Source organism: Thermococcus profundus, from assembly GCF_002214585.1.
Taxonomy (GTDB): Archaea; Methanobacteriota_B; Thermococci; order Thermococcales; family Thermococcaceae; genus Thermococcus; species Thermococcus profundus.
The window spans coordinates 1,302,464-1,316,846 of the sequence record NZ_CP014862.1; the positions used below are offsets into that span (position 1 = coordinate 1,302,464).

15 protein-coding genes are annotated in these 14,383 nt (G+C 53.3%); 8 read left to right on the forward strand and 7 right to left on the reverse strand.

Annotated features, from left to right (window positions below; translation table 11 throughout):
- Positions 1–2: 2 nt before the first annotated feature.
- Both A3L09_RS07035 and moaC read right to left on the reverse strand, forming a co-directional pair.
- The gene (locus A3L09_RS07035) at positions 3–278 is read right to left on the reverse strand and encodes a hypothetical protein (RefSeq protein WP_088858278.1); all 276 of its coding nucleotides are present in this window, start codon (positions 276–278) and stop codon (positions 3–5) included.
- Positions 279–525: 247 nt separating this feature from the next.
- Entirely contained in the window at positions 526–1,002 is a 477-nt protein-coding gene (gene moaC / locus A3L09_RS07040; protein ID WP_088858279.1) for a cyclic pyranopterin monophosphate synthase MoaC, read from the reverse strand.
- A gap of 108 nt (positions 1,003–1,110) precedes the next feature.
- On the opposite strand from moaC, the gene A3L09_RS07045 reads away from it, so the two are divergent.
- Together A3L09_RS07045 and tiaS are read left to right on the forward strand one after the other, a co-directional pair.
- Positions 1,111–2,523, forward strand: coding sequence for an alpha/beta hydrolase-fold protein (locus tag A3L09_RS07045; RefSeq protein WP_157727213.1), 1,413 nt, complete (start codon positions 1,111–1,113; stop codon positions 2,521–2,523).
- 30 nt (positions 2,524–2,553) lie between these two features.
- Positions 2,554–3,852, forward strand: coding sequence for a tRNA(Ile2) 2-agmatinylcytidine synthetase TiaS (gene tiaS / locus A3L09_RS07050; RefSeq protein ID WP_088858280.1), 1,299 nt, complete (start codon positions 2,554–2,556; stop codon positions 3,850–3,852).
- On the opposite strand, the gene A3L09_RS07055 is transcribed toward tiaS, so the two are convergent.
- Positions 3,849–4,859 (reverse strand): deoxyhypusine synthase, encoded by a 1,011-nt coding sequence (locus A3L09_RS07055; protein WP_088858281.1) that lies wholly within the window; start codon positions 4,857–4,859, stop codon positions 3,849–3,851. The two genes, tiaS and A3L09_RS07055, sit on opposite strands and share 4 nt — an antisense overlap.
- A 218-nt stretch (positions 4,860–5,077) precedes the next feature.
- Between A3L09_RS07055 and A3L09_RS07060 the strand changes: the two genes are divergently transcribed.
- Genes A3L09_RS07060 through A3L09_RS07070 form a run of 3 tightly spaced genes read left to right on the forward strand, consistent with a single transcriptional unit; the run spans position 5,078 to position 7,365 of the window.
- Positions 5,078–5,860, forward strand: coding sequence for a hypothetical protein (locus tag A3L09_RS07060; protein WP_088858282.1), 783 nt, complete (start codon positions 5,078–5,080; stop codon positions 5,858–5,860).
- A 1-nt stretch (position 5,861) separates the two neighbouring features.
- The gene (locus A3L09_RS07065) at positions 5,862–6,692 is read left to right on the forward strand and encodes an ATP-binding cassette domain-containing protein (RefSeq protein WP_088858283.1); all 831 of its coding nucleotides are present in this window, start codon (positions 5,862–5,864) and stop codon (positions 6,690–6,692) included.
- Positions 6,673–7,365, forward strand: coding sequence for a hypothetical protein (locus A3L09_RS07070; protein WP_088858284.1), 693 nt, complete (start codon positions 6,673–6,675; stop codon positions 7,363–7,365). The genes A3L09_RS07065 and A3L09_RS07070 overlap by 20 nt, the downstream gene beginning before the upstream one ends.
- Here the strand turns inward: A3L09_RS07070 and A3L09_RS07075 are convergent, their stop codons facing one another.
- Entirely contained in the window at positions 7,366–8,412 is a 1,047-nt protein-coding gene (locus tag A3L09_RS07075) for an FAD-dependent oxidoreductase (protein WP_088858285.1), read from the reverse strand.
- Between the two features lie 165 nt (positions 8,413–8,577).
- Between A3L09_RS07075 and A3L09_RS07080 the strand changes: the two genes are divergently transcribed.
- Entirely contained in the window at positions 8,578–9,384 is an 807-nt protein-coding gene (locus A3L09_RS07080; RefSeq protein WP_088858286.1) for an SDR family oxidoreductase, read from the forward strand.
- Positions 9,385–9,450: 66 nt separating this feature from the next.
- Here the strand turns inward: A3L09_RS07080 and A3L09_RS07085 are convergent, their stop codons facing one another.
- From A3L09_RS07085 to thsB, 3 genes are all read right to left on the reverse strand, one after another.
- Positions 9,451–10,323 (reverse strand): zinc metalloprotease HtpX, encoded by an 873-nt coding sequence (locus A3L09_RS07085; protein ID WP_088858287.1) that lies wholly within the window; start codon positions 10,321–10,323, stop codon positions 9,451–9,453.
- 58 nt (positions 10,324–10,381) lie between these two features.
- Positions 10,382–10,906: a hypothetical protein gene (locus A3L09_RS07090; RefSeq protein WP_088858288.1), complete on the reverse strand. Its 525-nt coding sequence runs from the start codon at positions 10,904–10,906 to the stop codon at positions 10,382–10,384.
- Between the two features lie 76 nt (positions 10,907–10,982).
- Positions 10,983–12,647 carry a thermosome subunit beta gene (thsB, locus tag A3L09_RS07095; protein ID WP_088858289.1) on the reverse strand — a complete coding sequence of 555 codons (1,665 nt, stop codon included), beginning with the start codon at positions 12,645–12,647 and terminating at the stop codon, positions 10,983–10,985.
- A gap of 215 nt (positions 12,648–12,862) precedes the next feature.
- Between thsB and A3L09_RS07100 the strand changes: the two genes are divergently transcribed.
- Positions 12,863–13,531 (forward strand): Kae1-associated kinase Bud32, encoded by a 669-nt coding sequence (locus tag A3L09_RS07100; protein WP_088858290.1) that lies wholly within the window; start codon positions 12,863–12,865, stop codon positions 13,529–13,531.
- Between the two features lie 166 nt (positions 13,532–13,697).
- Complete coding sequence (locus tag A3L09_RS07105) at positions 13,698–14,309, forward strand: hypothetical protein (RefSeq protein WP_088858291.1); 612 nt, start codon at positions 13,698–13,700, stop codon at positions 14,307–14,309.
- The last annotated feature ends 74 nt before the right edge of the window (positions 14,310–14,383 follow it).

Sequence of the window (14,383 nt, forward strand, 5' to 3'; positions counted from 1 at the left end):
ATTTAATCACCACCGATGTAGTCGATGGCCTCTTCGAGGAAGTCTTCAAAGGCCTCTTTATCGATCTCCTCCAGTCTAAGCCCGAACCCATCCCAGAGAGTCCAGCGGACTGCGATGTTTTCCCTGTCAGTTTCCGCGATCACGAGTCCAAAGGGCATATCCCAATCCCAATGGTGCTTGGAGAACGTCACATGGAATCCCCCCTCCAGCTCATTCAGTATGGGCCCGCACGTCTTAAGCGGTCCAACAGAGGTCCTGGCGAATCCAGCGTATGGCATCCTCTCACCTCGAGTTTTATATTCCACACATTAAGTTTGGCTTTCAAACTTTAAAGGTTTTCTCTTTGACAGACAGTCCCTCTTCAGTGGATCCCTCCACAAGGCCGGCGTTGCACGAAGGCACTCGGTCTGCAAGTCTGGGTCTAAAATTGGATTTTCCCTGCAGGCTTTTGAATTAACGGGGTCTGGTCTCTTATCCACCTGTTAGGACGAAACTTTCAAAAGAAGTGTAAAATAAACGGGTGGATCACCCTCCAGACCCCTTCACCTTTTCGACGACGTGAATGCCCTCTATCCTCGTGAACGGGTATTGGCCGTTCTCGTCCTTCTCCACTGCCTTTACCATGTCCCATATCGTCAGAAGGGCAACGCTGACGCCCGTGAGGGCTTCCATCTCGACGCCCGTCTTGTAGTAGGCCCTTACCTCGCAGGTGGCCTCTATGTAATCCTCCCCGAACTCAAACGAAATGTCGACGCCGGTGAGCGGTATCGGGTGGCAGAGGGGGATGAGCTCCGGCGTTTTCTTCACGGCCAGAATGCCAGCTATCTGCGCCGCCGCTATGACGTTCCCTTTCTTTGCCTTCCCGGCTTTGATAAGCTCTATCGTCTTCGGCTTCAGCCTTATCCTGCCCTTTGCAACGGCCTTCCTGAAGACCACGTCCTTGTGGCCCACCTCAACCATCTTGACGCCCTTCTCATCGACGTGGGTGAGTTCCCTGCCCATTCTATCACCGGAGAACTTTGGAGCCAGAGAATAAAACGTTTCCGCGGTGGTCAGCTCTGGGCTTCGAAAGAAAAATAAGTCCATTCCCAAATCAGTGACGGTGATAACATGAAACCCGGTATAGCGAGGCTCTTAGCCATCATAGTATCAGTTTTAATCGTTGCGTCGAGCGGATGCATGGGCGGGGGCGAGAAGACAGCATCGTCTTCTCCCAGCCGAACGTCAACCACCGCAACCCCGGCCTCCGGAAGTCCTACCACTCAAACAACATCAACAGCTCCCATCACGAGCACGGCCTCCGAGACAAGGACCTCTCCAAGCTCCACTGTAACTGCAAGCCCGAGCACGACCACCGCTATCTCCCACACCCACACCACAACGACGACAACCACGACCACTACAACCACCAGTACCGCTGAGACATCAGGGACGGTCAAAGTTACGTTCATTGTCTCGGTCCCTGACTACACCCCCAAGAACGACTCGATTTACATAGCGGGAGACTTTAATGGGTGGAACCCGGGAGATGAGGCGTACAAACTCCAGAAGCGCGATGATGGGAAGTGGGCGATAACGCTCGAATTCCCCCGTGGAAAGGTCATAGAGTTCAAGTTCACGCGCGGCTCTTGGGAGACCGTCGAGAAGGGCAAGAACGGCGAGGAGATTCCAAACCGGAGGTTTGTCTTCAGAAGCAGCGGGACCTACGAGTTCACCGTCTACAACTGGCGCGACTACGTGGAGGAAGTAGGGGTTGGCGAACACACGGTAACCGGAAACGTCAAGACGTTCAAGATGTTCATCCCCCAGCTCAACAGGACGAGGAGGATATGGGTGTACCTCCCACCAGACTACGAGACAAAAGAAAAGAAGCGCTACCCTGTCCTGTACATGTTCGACGGCCAGAACCTCTTCGACAGCGCAACTTCATTCGCAGGTGAATGGGGCGTCGACGAGGCCCTCGAAAGGCTCTACAACGAGAGCGGCTTCTCATTGATAGTTGTCGGTATCGACAACGGCGGAGATAAGAGGATCGATGAATACGCCCCATGGGTGAACGGGGAGTACGGAAGGGGCGGCGAGGGCGACGCAATGGTTCGCTTCATAGTCGAGACCCTCAAACCGTACATCGACGCCCAGTACCGCACCGTTCCCAACGAGACCGGGATAATGGGCTCCTCGCTCGGTGGGCTGATGGCGGTCTACGCTGGCTTTGCCTACCCCGAGACGTTCAAATACGTAGGAGCGATGAGCTCGGCCTTCTGGTTCAACCCCCAAATTTACGACTTCGTGAAGAACTCTACCTCCGGCCCAGTTAGGATTTACCTTGACTGGGGGACGGATGAGGGGGACAACCCAACCGCCTTCGCCGAGAGCAACGAGAAAATGGTCCAAATTCTGAAGGAGAAGGGCTACGTGGAAGGGAAGAACCTCAAGGTCGTGGTCGATGAAGGAGGAGAGCACAACGAGTACTACTGGGGCAAACGCTTCCCGAATGCTGTGCTATGGCTCTTCGGCGGTTGATTTTTAAACCCCCTCCACTTTTCTTCAAACATGCTCCTCCACATCGGAATCGACGACACCGATTCACCAAACGGCATGTGCACGACTTATCTCGGCGCACTCCTCTACCGCGAGCTTTCCCGGATAGCGGAGCCCACCGATCTCCCTAGGCTCATCCGACTCAACCCGAACATTCCCTACAAAACGAGGGGTAACGGGGCAGTTGTCATGACCTTCGAGGCGGACGAGAAGATCATTCCTGAAATCAAGGACACGGTTCTCTTCTACGTGAGCCAGCTCGCTGACTTTGAACACGAAAACACGAACCCTGGCGTGGTTTTCCTTGAGGGTGAAGTCCCGGATGAGCTGAGGGAGTTCTCACAGAAAGCGTTGAGGGAGCACGTGACCATCGAGGAAGCTGAAGAAGTCGCGCGGGAGGCTGGAGCGGAGTACTTCAAGTTCAAGCTCGGGAGGGGCGTAATCGGCTCGCTCGCTGCGATAGGCTACCCCCTGGAGAGGTTCACCTATGAGCTTCTCGTTTACAGGGAACCGGAGAACTTTGGAACTCCCCGGCGGGTGAACGCGGAGAGCGTCTTTCTGGCGGATAAGTGGGCCTATCCCTTCAGCTACGACAACATTGACCCATACAAGAGAACCGTCCTGATAACGCCCCACGGAAAAGATCCTGTTTTGGCTGGAATCAGGGGGATTAACAAAGCTAAAGTCCTCCAGGTCTTCGAGATGGTCGAGTTCGAGGAGCCGGTTGCCTTCTACCAGCTCTACAAGACGAACCAGAACACCGACGATCACCTAACGCCGAAGAAAATAGGTGAACTCAAGCTCTATGACAGCGCGGTGGTGAGGGGAAAAGTAGCTGGCCCTTACTGGGAGCGTGGAAGGCACGTCTTCTTCGAGCTTGAGGATGAAACTGGGAAGATTCGTGTGGCAGCGTTCGAGCCGACCAAGAAGTTCCGCAACTGGGTGAGAAAGCTCCTGCCGGGGGATGAGATAATCGCTGCCGGAGGAGTTAAGGAGCATGAGGGGATTCTAACGCTCAACCTCGAGAAGTTCTATCCCGTTAAGCTCGTTCCCAAAATCGAGTACAGAAAGCCGAAGTGCCCAAAGTGCGGCGGGACGATGAAGAGCAAGGGCGACTACCTTAAATGCAAGCGCTGTGGCTACAAGATGCCGAAGAAGCTTATTCCCGTTGAAGTGCCGCGCGATCTGGAGAGGAAGATCTATGAAGTCCCGCCCGATGCGAGGAAGCACCTCTCGAGGCCGCTCGTGCTGCCGGGTGGGGAGGATAAGATTCTGAAGCTCGTAGAAGAATATGAAGAGCTCGAGGGTTAGCCCTTCATAACCTTCCACACCAACACCGGGAAGACTAGCGTTGCATCGGCCCATATCTCGACGTAATCAGCTTTTGCCCTTATCTTGCCCCAGCTGACGCCTTCGCTAGGCGGCGCGCCGCTCAGTGAGCCGTCCCAGGGGATAGCTGTTGTGATGTAGATAGCGTAGTCAGTCCCGCCCCTGAAGAGGTTGGCGTTGATTATGGCGTGCTTCGGAAGTGAGCCACCGAGGATTATCGAGGCCGTTTCCTTCGCGGTAACCGCGAGGTTGTTGAGCTTCACTATGTCGTTGGCGATGTCTATGATGAGCTCTCTATCACCGCGCTCCTCCTTGAAGAAGTAGAGCATATCCCCTATCGAGCCGTCGGTTATTGCCGGGCAGAAGATCGGCACGTTCCTCTTGTAGGCCCAGTAGATAACGCTTTTCTCCTTCTCCTTTCCGAGCTTCTCATCCATGTAGCGGCCCATCTCGTAGATGAACTCGCTGGCAGTGAGAGGTTTCCCGCGCTCCTTCTCCATCTCAAGAACCCTCTCGAAGAAGGGTATCATGTACTTCTCGAACTCTATGTAGCGGTCGTTGGGCACGAAGATGTTCCCAATCCTGTTTATTCCCTTCTCGCGCATCAGGGCGTCGTTGACGTTCCAGTCGCCGAGGATGAAGGGCTTGAGCGTCTTTATGAAGTCCTCCTCGATTCCCCCTGCGGTGGTTACAATAACATCTACCTTTCCTTCCTTAACGAGCCACGCAACCAGCTCGCGGAGGCCGGAGGAGATGATGTTTGAGGTGTATCCGAGGAAGACTCTAACCTCTTTCCCCTCGGCGCGCCTCTTCTCGACCTTCTTCCAGATTTCGATGGCCTTCCCGAGGTGGGTCGCCTGGAAACCTATTCTTTCATAGTAGTCGAGGACCTCTTCAATGCTGGAAACATCATCAAGCCATGGCCCCTCTATCGGGGTTCCCTCAACCTCTTCGCTCTCCTTGAGGACGATATCTTTCGGCTCGGTCATGGATGGGGGTTGGGATGTGAGATTATAAATCTTTAGTGTTTGTCATTTCATCAATCAGGGGACTTAAATACCGAAAATATCTATTGAAATTTGCTTGAATGTACTATCATCTGTCTCTCACAGTATGTTCATCATCCAAAATTAATTAAAGTACAGACAGCAAAACTTATAATTTTATATGTTTTTACTCAGTTATCTTATATTTGGGAGGTCAAAAAATGAGAGGTAGAGCATATAAAACTGTCGCACTGCTGTTGATAATCTTCGGCATCCTGGTCAATTTTGTTCCGGCGGCCTCTTATTATTTCGGAACCTACTCTCACGTTCCCCACAAGGGAGTTATCACCAATGGCAGTTCTCTTGATTATTACATGTTAATCGGCCCATTCCCAGATAATAAGAGCGGTCAGTTATTTAATCTTGGCCTCGTGATTAACCCCACCTACCGCGGTAATGACGAGTACGAGGTCGGATATGATGTATACAATCTTAGTGGGAGAAAAGGAGGCCTCAATCCCAACCTTTTGCCAAAGTTTCCATTCTACGCCTCGGGAGGAGTACATGAGGTTGGAGAGTATCACAAGGCGGTCCAGGCTAACGATGACCTGATAGAACACCTCATATCCCCAAAGCCCCTCCCGGGCTGCTGGCTGAACGACACGTTCAACACATTTCCCAGCAAGTTCTACGGTATGCCGAGGGCATTCATGTGCGTTGGCAACGATACGAGGGGGATGTACGTGATCTTTGGAGACGGCCATTTCGTTCCAATCAACATACATCCGACCAATGCCACTTTCCTGCGGACGATCGTTCCGGAGGAGTACATCAACCCCGAATCAAAACCAGTGGTTGCAATCTTCCTCGGCTGGGGGAACACCGTTCCCAAACAGGACTGGAACGGCTGGTTAAAGTATGGCTTTGGTATTTCCTTCCCGCTCAACGTGGGCTTCGTGATAATCGGCATCCTCATGCTGATAGTGGCGTCAAGGAGGGCCTGACGTGACGATTGAGATAAACGTCGAAGGCCTGAGCTTCAGCTACGATTCGCGGAACAGGGCGCTTGACAATGTTTCCTTTCACGTTGAGGGGGAGAGGATAGGGATAGTCGGCCAGAACGGGAGCGGAAAGACGACCCTCCTCTCCATCCTCATGGGCTTCCTGAAACCAGACGAGGGGAATGTCACGATCAACGGTATCATCCCTTCGAGGGAGCGGGGAAGGATCCTCAAGGTCTTCGCCCCTTCCTTTGAAAAGGGCCGCCTTCCCTACAGGATGAAGGTGAAGGAGCTCGTGGAACTCCTTGGAAAGGTCACGGGCGATCCCTCAGGGGTAAGAGAACTGGCGGAGGACATAGGGATAAGCACCTTCATGGACAAGAGGGTTTACGGCCTCTCCTCCGGTCAGGAGCAACTGGTGTGGATTTTCAATGCCCTGGCCGATCAGAACCGCATTCCTGCCCTTGATGAACCCTTCGTTCACCTCGACATCCATGCTTACAGGAGGGTCGTTAAGGCGCTTAAGGAACGCTTTGACAGCTACATACTCATCTCCCACGTCCCGGAGGATGTGGAACTCCTGACGGAGTCACTGGTGGTTCTTGAGATGGGGAAGGTCCGCTGGTACGGGCAGCTCTCCGGCCTTGAGCCTGCGTACGAGGTGTTTGTGCCATCGGGAGCGAACGTGGATCTTCCCGGAGTTCTAGTGGACTTTGGGAACGTCCTCGTGTGCAAATGCAGCCCGGAGCTGCTCGATTCCATGATGAAGGATGGTAAAATCCTCGGATACAAACGTGCGGGGGTGCGGTTGCTCTATGCTCAAGTACTCGACTGAGATGTACCTTAAGGAGATACTGGCTAGCTCCACCTACTGGCTCGTGCTGGCCCTTCTTTTAGGAACCGAGTACTTTGCCATTACCCAATATAAGGAAGACCTCGCCTTCGTGGAGGTTCTCCAGTTCATAGCGATACCGGTGTACATATTCCTCGTCGCCGTCCCCTTCTTCACGGAGGACAGGGTTCTAACGTTCGAGCTCGTCATGTTCAGGGACTGGCTGACGGTTCCCCTTGCCAGGATGCTCTCCCTTCTGATTGCTCTGCTCCCTTTCCTCTTGACAACGATTGGGATAGCATGGGGAATGAATGAACAACCCTTCGCACTCCCCATCTTGGCATCCACACTCTTTTATGCCTCTCTGGTGCTCCTGATAACGGTCTTTGGTGGCGGGGGCAAAGTCTACATCCTCTCGATGGGGGCTCTCTTCATGCTCCCTTTCTCCTCGCTGGTTCTCATTCAGAACCAGGCGAGCATGGGTAACACCGTTGGAGGGCTCATCGGTTATCTCACCTACATAATGTCCCCCGTGTACGGTCTCCACGTCCATAACTCGGGCGTGCTAACGATCAGCGCCTCCGCGGGAAACGATGTCACGTTCCTTCTTTCAGCAGTATGGATGATTTTATACCTTCTAATCTCTCAGGTGAGGAACGTGAAGCCCTCTGGCTGATCAGCACTTTCCATTTATCACCTGGTTAACGAGCCTCGCCGCCATAGAAACTGGAAACACCCTCTTTGGAGCTTTCTTGAGGAGCCACTCTTCTATCTCCTTTGCCCTCGCTTTTCCTTCTCTCATCGCAGTCCCAATGTTCCTGGGTGCGACCACGTCACCCGCGAAGAAGATGCCGGCGTCCTTCAGTATCTCCTCGCTGGCGCAGACGACTTCCCTTATAGGGCTAGTGGGGAGCTGGCCGATAGCGTAAGCGACGATGTCGGCGTCGAGAAGGAAGTGCTCGTCCGTCGTGATGACGTTTCCCTCCTCTATCCTCGTCTTAGCAAACTCGACTCCTTGAACCCCTCCTTCTCCGATTATCCTCACTGGAGTGGCGAACTCTATGAACTCCACACCCTCGCTGATAAGCTTCCTGATCTCGGCCTTTGCGTAGCTGTGCTCCAGACCCCTCCTGTAAACCATTGTTATCTTTTCTGCTCCAAGGAGCCTGCCCTCGATGGCAACGTCAACCGCCGTGTAGCCGGCTCCGATAACAACAACGTGCTTGCCCTTGAAGTCGGGTATCCTATCCCAGGAGTAGTAACCTATTCTTGCCATTTTTATGTGGTGGAGCAGGGTGAGGGCGTCGTAAACACCCGAAAGCTCCACCCCCGGAATTTTCAGCTTCCTCGGCCTCCATGCTCCAGTGGCTATGAGAAGTGCATCGAACTCACTGAGGAGCCTCTCCAGCGAGATGAAGCGCTCTGCCCACTCGTCGCCCAGCTCTCTGGGAGAGTCGTAGACTACCTTCGTCCTGAAGTGGAAGTTCGCCCCAAGTTTCTCGAGGTCTTTTACCCCTTCTCTAACGGCCTTTATTGGTATTCTTACCTCAGGGATTCCAAAGGCGACCATTCCCCCACCTTCGGGCATTTTCTCATAGACATGCACCTCGTAGCCCCTGCATGCGAGGTAGCCGGCCGCCGTTAACCCCGCGGGTCCAGCACCAATGATGGCTATTCTGAAAGGCTTCGGCTCTCCTTTTTCCCTACAGATGTAGAACTTCACGTTATCACCCCAAAATTTTTCAGAATTCACAATTTTAACAAAAAGTTTTCAACTTTAAGGCACTTTTTATGAAAATTTTGCACATATGGCAAAAATCTCCCAAATTCAGGAAGCCTAATTCGTCGAAGAGACAAGGTTATTAACCTTTTTGTCCGAGGGAATGACATGAGCGTGAAAATCGACCTCAACGGGCTTAGGGTCATCGTCACTGCATCATCGAGGGGCATCGGCTTTAACGTCGCACGTGAGCTTCTGAAAAGGGGAGCGCGTGTTGTCATAAGCTCCAGAAACGAAGAGCACCTCTCGGAAGCAAAGAAAGAACTTGAGGAGTTAGGGGAGGTTTACACCGTAAGGGCCAACCTATACGACCAGAGGGATCTGGAAGACCTTGTAAAGACTTCCTGGGAGCTTCTCAGTGGGGTTGACGCCCTCGTCTGGAACGCAGGGAACGTCAGATGTGAGCCCTGCCTTCTCCACGGGGCTACCTATATGGACTGGCTCGAAGCGGCCGCACTCCACTCCGTTGCGCCCGGCTATCTCACGACACTTTTAGTTCAGACATGGCTTGAGAAAAAGATGACGGGAACGCTAGTTTATCTCAACTCGGTCTCCGTAAAAGAGCCCATGCCCCCACTGGTTCTAGCTGACGTGACGAGAGCTGGATTAATCCAGCTGGCCAAGAGCGTTTCGAGGACTTATGGGAAGAAAGGCATCAGGGCATATTCCGTGCTCCTAGGGAGTTTTGACACCCCCGGCGCGAGGGAGAACCTCCTACAGCTAGCCGAAGAAAGAGGTGAACCCTTTGAGAAAACGTGGGAGCGGGAGGTTTTAGCTAGAACACCACTCCACAGAACCGGCAGATGGGAGGAGCTTGGGTCACTCATCGCTTTCCTCCTGAGCGAGGAATCCGAATACATGCTCGGCTCGACGATCGTTATAGACGGTGCAATGACTAGGGCAGTGGATATCTGACAAAGAGGGGTTTCTATTTTTCTTCAAAGAGAATTCCTGAAAAGATGAAATGAACGAGGAACAAACTCAGAAGTAGATCCCCATCTCTTCCGCTATCTTCCTGAGCCTCTCTATCCTCGCCTCCGTTGGCGGGTGGCTGGCGAAGAGGTTCGCTATGCTCATGCCCCTGAAGGGGTTCACGATGAACATGTGGGCTGTTGCAACGTTACCTCCTCTCATTGGGCGGTACCTGACCGCCTGCTCTATCTTCATCAGCGCACTTGCTAAAGCGTGGGGCTTGCCGCTTATCCTCGCTCCCCCTTCGTCAGCAAGGAACTCCCTTGAGCGGCTTATGGCGGCCTGAATTAGCATGGCAGCTATTGGAGCGAGAATCGCAACGAGTATCGCCCCTATTACCTCACCACCGTCGTCTCTATCCCTGCTGAAACCTCCAAAGATCGCTATCCAGCGGGCCCAGTAGGCAAGCTGCATTATTGCACCCGCCATTGCCGCGGCTACGGTTCCTATGAGTATGTCCCTGTTCTTCACGTGTGTTAGCTCGTGGCCAATAACCCCTTCCAGCTCATCCCGGTTGAGGATTCTGAGGAGGCCCTGGGTCACGGCCACTACAGCGTGCTTTGGGTCCCTTCCCGTTGCGAAGGCATTGGGGGTTTCCGTTGGAACTATCGCCACCCTCGGAGTTGGCAGGCCGGCCCTTTCAGCCAGGTCTCTGACTATAGCATACAGTTCCGGAGCCTCGCTCTCGTCAACTATCCTCGCGTTGTACCAGCTCAGCACGATTCTGTCGCTGTACCAATAGGTGAAGAAGTTGAATATCAGAGAGAAGATGAACATCATCAGTGCCCAGCTCGGCCCGCCGAAGAGATAGCCTATGCCCATGAGAAGGCCGGTAAGCACCGCCATGAGGAAGCCAGTTCTCAACCACATTATGAGTCCCATCCTTCTCACCTCCGAATTCAATTAAAATAACGGTAGGGTACTAAAATCTTTTGGTCGCTCATCCCAAGAGTTTGCCCCTGCACTCATCTATCTTGGCCAGGAACTCATCCATCGGGAGACAGCTTTCACCGCGCTTGAGCTTAACGGCCGCTATCTTGTAGTTGCCTTTACCAAAGAACCTGCAGACCTTATCGGGCTCATCAACGAGTCGCGCAACGGCGAGCGTTTCTCCACCGCACTCCACGTAGTCTATGACTGTGTCTTGGAAGCCAGTGAGGGAAACGACGCACTTCCTCCCCGGGTTTAGGGGGGCAAGGTCTTCATCAACGGGAGGAAGTCTCTTCACGATGCATGAATCCGGATAGTCCCCGGATTTAATGGCATTTATAACATCCGGAAGCTCACCAGTTTTCTCAAAGCGCTCTATCTCCTCTTTGCTAACGGGGACAGGCTTCATAGAATAGCAGAGCGTCTCTTCATCGTGGTACATGATGTAGGTGCCGTCCTGAAGGAAGAGGAACGCTATCCTCTCTCTGGGAAGATCGAATAAGTATCCGGAGCGGCTCTTCTTAACCCCGTACATGTCACACCCACCGATAGAACTTCAGAATGAGGGCTTATAAAAATCTCTGGCCAGAAAAGAGAAGTGAAAGGGGGCATCACATACCCATGTCCATGCCGCCCATTCCACCCATACCGCCCATGCCGCCGGGCATTCCGCCGCCCTGGCCGCCTTCGGGCTTGCTGGCCTTCGCCGCTATGACGTCGTCGATTCTGAGGATCATTATGGCAGCCTCACTGGCGCTCTTGATGGCCTGCTTGGTGACGCGGAGCGGTGCTATTATTCCGCGCTCGAGCATGTCGGCCGGCTCGCCGGCGAAGACGTCGATGCCTATTCCGAGGCCCTTGTTCTTGTGCTCGCTGATGACCTTGACGAGGACGTCAACTGTGTCGAGACCGGCGTTCTCGGCGAGGGTCTTCGGGATTATCTTGAGGGCCTCTGCAAAGTTCTCGATGGCTAGGGCCTCTTTTCCTCCGACCTGCTTGGCGTACTCGTCGAGCCTTATGCTGAGCTCAATCTCAGGGGCACCGCCGGCCGGAAGAACGGCGCCGTCCTCCATGACGTCCTTGACGACCTTGAGAGCATCCTCAAGGGCCCTCTCAACCTCATCGATGACGTGCTCGGTTCCACCGCGGATGAGTATGGTTACCGCCTTCGGGTTCTTGCAGCCCTCAACGAATATCATGCTCTCGCCGGCTATCTTACGCTCCTCAACGAGCTCGGCCTCTCCAAGGTCGTCGCTGGTGAGGTCCTTCACGTTGGTTACTATCTTCGCTCCAGTGGCCTTGGCGAGCTTCTCCATGTCGCTCTTCTTGACGCGCCTGACGGCGAGGATGCCCTTCTTGGCGAGGTAGTGCTGGGCTAGGTCATCAATGCCCTTCTGGACGAACACGACGTTGGCGCCGGTCTCGGCGATGTGGTCAACCATGTCCTTGAGCATCTTCTCCTCCTGCTCGAGGAAGCTCATGAGCTGGTCCGGGCTGGTGATGTTTATCTTGGCGTCCGTCTCGGTCTTCTTGACTTCAAGGGCCTCGTTGATGAGGGCTATCTTAGCGTTCTCAACCCTGGTAGGCATCCTCGGGTGGACGCGCTCCTTGTCGATGACGACGCCCCTAACGAGCTCGCTCTCCTCAACGCTCTCGCCGGCCTTCTTCTCGATCTTGATGTTGTCGATGTCAACGGTATATTTTCCGTCCTTCTTCTCGGCGACCTGCTTAACTGCCTCAACGGCGAGCTTTGCGAAGAGCTCCTTGTGGCTCTCGGCGTTCTTGCCGGTTATTGAGGTCATGGCTATCTTCATGAGGGTCTCATCGTCGTCGGGGTTGACCTTGATAGCTATCTCGTCGAGTATCTCCTGGGCCTTCTCGGCCGCCATGGTGTAGCCCTTGACGATGATGCTCGGGTGGATGTTCTGGTCGAGGAGTTCTTCAGCCTTCCTGAGGAGCTCGCCAGCGATAACAACGGCGGTAGTAGTACCATCGCCAGCCTCCTTGTCCTGAGTCTTCGCAACCTCGACCATCATCTTGGCAGCGGGGTGCTGGAGGTCGATCCTGTCGAGTATTGTAGCTCCATCGTTGGTGACAACGACGTCGCCGAGGCTGTCGACGAGCATTTTGTCCATTCCCTTTGGACCGAGGGTGGTCCTGACAGTCTCGGCTATGATCCTAGCGGCGAGAATGTTGAGCCTCTGAGCGTCCCTACCAACGTACCTCTGAGTCCCCTCAGGCAGAATAACAACCGGCTGTCCACTAAGCTGTGCCATTTTAACATTCCTCCTATCAGATTACTTTTTGCAGAAACGCTTCGTCAGCGCTCTATAAAAAGTTTTGCTTCAGATATTTCAAAAAAATACCTCAAATTTGGCAGAATGATAAAAATGAGGTCAAAACACGGAGGAAAGGGCTAAAACGAGAGGGAGGTACTAACCAGAGATACAAAGTGAGACCGAGGAGTGGGACACGAACAAGGGGTGAGAACGTGGAGCTGATAAAGCAGGGTGCGGAGGCGAAGATATACCTGACCAACTTTGATGAATACTTCGGTGCAGACATCCTGCCCGGAGAAAAGGTCATAGTCAAGCACAGGATTCCGAAGCGCTACCGCATAGAGGAGATAGACGTAAGGCTGAGGAAGGAAAGAACCGTCAGGGAAGCGAGGGTTCTTCACAGGGCGAAGGAGTTCGGCGTCAACTGCCCCTACGTGTATGAAGTCGATCTGAGGGATATGAAGATCGTTATGGAGTTCATAGAGGGTGAGAGGCTGAAAGAGCTCCTTGAGAGAGTCCCGATGGAGGAACGCCTGAGACTGTGCAGAGAGATAGGGAGACAGGTAGGGAAGCTCCACAAAGCTGGGATAGTTCACGGTGATCTGACAACCTCCAACATGATCCTCCGTAAGGGAAGGGTCTACCTTATAGACTTCGGTTTAGCGGACTTCGATCCCACGCTGGAAGCGAGGGGCGTGGATCTTCATCTGCTCAGAAGGGCGATGGAGAGCACGCACTACACCTGGTTCGAGAGGGGCTTCGAGGAGGTTCTAGAAGGCTACGCGGAAGTGGTTGGCGAAGAGGCAAGGAATGAAATCAAAGAGAAGCTTGAGGAGATAGAGAGCAGGGGAAGGTACAGGGAGAGGGGCTGGATCGGGTAACAAGGCCCCATATTTTTCATTACGTTTCCATAATTTTTCCAAATCTTTGGCAGATTTGTCGAAAAATATTCCAGATTATCGTGAGATGTCAAAAACCTTGCATGGCCTCTCCGGATTATGGGAAGGTTTTTAAAGCCATCATGACGAGGGGGGAGTGGTGATGGGGTTGAAGTTCAAAGGCAGGGCCTTTGGTGAGACCGCGAGGATAGAGTTCGAGATCATGACCCTCAGCGAGCTTAGAGTAGAGGACATTCGCGATTTTGACGTTGATTCGTTCAAGCTTGAGTTCAGGCCCGCTTCTTCTGGGATAAGGATCGTTGGAATATGGGAGGGCCCGATAGAGAGGGCAGGTGAGGGCATCAAGAAGGCCCTGGAGGAAAGCGGAAAGCTCCGCGAGAGGATTATGGGTAGAATAAAGGCCAAGGCAGATTCCATAAGAAGCACAATGCTCCAAATGGGGTTTAAGGAAGAGGTCGTCGGTTATGGGAGTGCCCTCAGGTTCACAAAGCACGTTAACGGCTATGAGATAGTGGTTGTCGTATCGACCACCGACAATCTGGTCAGGGTCGAGGTCTACGGAAACGAGGGGAAGATACTCAGCCCCGAGATAGAGAGCATCTTCGGCGACGTCGAGGTTGAAGAGCTCGAAGTTTACGACCTCGAGGATCAGCGCGACGAGAGGCTGGTAATCAACCTTGAAATCTCCAAAGACGACGAGAGGCCGGACAGGAAGATCGCCGAGGCGATAAGGATAATTGAAAACATGCTGATGACCTGAGCAGTCCCCGTTCTTCCTTTTTATCTCTCAACACCTGGAACACGATGTAATAGCCCTCCTCGAAAAAGTTTTTA

Bases quoted from the DNA above. Each gene is read 5' to 3' on its own strand.
- A3L09_RS07035 (WP_088858278.1), bottom strand. From the start codon at position 278: ATGCCATACGCTGGATTCGCCAGGACCTCTGTTGGACCGCTTAAGACG.
- moaC (WP_088858279.1), bottom strand. From the start codon at position 1,002: ATGGGCAGGGAACTCACCCACGTCGATGAGAAGGGCGTCAAGATGGTT.
- A3L09_RS07045 (WP_157727213.1), top strand. From the start codon at position 1,111: ATGAAACCCGGTATAGCGAGGCTCTTAGCCATCATAGTATCAGTTTTA.
- tiaS (WP_088858280.1), top strand. From the start codon at position 2,554: ATGCTCCTCCACATCGGAATCGACGACACCGATTCACCAAACGGCATG.
- A3L09_RS07055 (WP_088858281.1), bottom strand. From the start codon at position 4,859: ATGACCGAGCCGAAAGATATCGTCCTCAAGGAGAGCGAAGAGGTTGAG.
- A3L09_RS07060 (WP_088858282.1), top strand. From the start codon at position 5,078: ATGAGAGGTAGAGCATATAAAACTGTCGCACTGCTGTTGATAATCTTC.
- A3L09_RS07070 (WP_088858284.1), top strand. From the start codon at position 6,673: ATGCTCAAGTACTCGACTGAGATGTACCTTAAGGAGATACTGGCTAGC.
- A3L09_RS07080 (WP_088858286.1), top strand. From the start codon at position 8,578: ATGAGCGTGAAAATCGACCTCAACGGGCTTAGGGTCATCGTCACTGCA.
- A3L09_RS07085 (WP_088858287.1), bottom strand. From the start codon at position 10,323: ATGGGACTCATAATGTGGTTGAGAACTGGCTTCCTCATGGCGGTGCTT.
- A3L09_RS07090 (WP_088858288.1), bottom strand. From the start codon at position 10,906: ATGTACGGGGTTAAGAAGAGCCGCTCCGGATACTTATTCGATCTTCCC.
- thsB (WP_088858289.1), bottom strand. From the start codon at position 12,647: ATGGCACAGCTTAGTGGACAGCCGGTTGTTATTCTGCCTGAGGGGACT.